The sequence below is a fragment of the Streptomyces chattanoogensis genome, from assembly GCF_001294335.1.
In the GTDB taxonomy this organism is placed as follows: Bacteria; Actinomycetota; Actinomycetes; order Streptomycetales; family Streptomycetaceae; genus Streptomyces; species Streptomyces chattanoogensis.
In genome coordinates this window covers 1-498 of record NZ_LGKG01000055.1, presented here as the reverse complement: position 1 = coordinate 498, position 498 = coordinate 1, and the positions used below count along the sequence as shown (strand labels likewise).

General features: G+C 69.5%; 1 protein-coding gene and 1 pseudogene. Both read right to left on the bottom strand.

Annotated features, from left to right (window positions below; all coding sequences use genetic code 11):
* Positions 1 to 293 (bottom strand): annotated as a pseudogene (locus ADL29_RS08275) (recombinase RecT); the annotation flags it as partial.
* A partial coding sequence (locus ADL29_RS08270; RefSeq protein ID WP_211274271.1) for a hypothetical protein occupies positions 290 to 498 on the bottom strand: 209 nt, incomplete at its 5' end. The pseudogene ADL29_RS08275 and the gene ADL29_RS08270, both read right to left, overlap by 4 nt.

Below are 498 nucleotides of genomic sequence, written 5' to 3'. Positions count from 1 at the left end.
TTGTAGTCCTCGATGCCGGTGACCTTGTTGCCGAACGGCACGAAGTGGTAGGTGTCGCCGGGTCGGTGGCCGAGTTCGGCGCATTCGAAGACGGCGGCGATGAACGAGCCGGGGTTCGCTCCGGCGGCCCGGGCGAGCGCCTCGTTGCCGCGCAGCAGGCCGATCATGGTTCGGTACAGCTTGTCGGGGTTGACGTGGGCGGGGGCGACCATGGCCAGGTCGTCGCGGTACTGCTCGACGAGGGCGGCCGGGCCGGCGTCGCGGCGGGCGACGGCATTCGAAACGGTGCTCACTTGGACTCCTTGCAGGGCATGAGCTTGTTGACGGTGGACGTGGTGGCGTAGGCGGCGTAGACGTCGGGCTGCTCGGCCTTGAGCCGCTTCGTGTCGATCCGGGTGGTGTCGTAGACGGACCGCTGGGCGACCCGCCGCCCGTCGGCGACCGCGGTCTTGTAGTCGCCGAGCAGCGCCCGGATCCGGTTTTCGGCCTCGAGCAGCG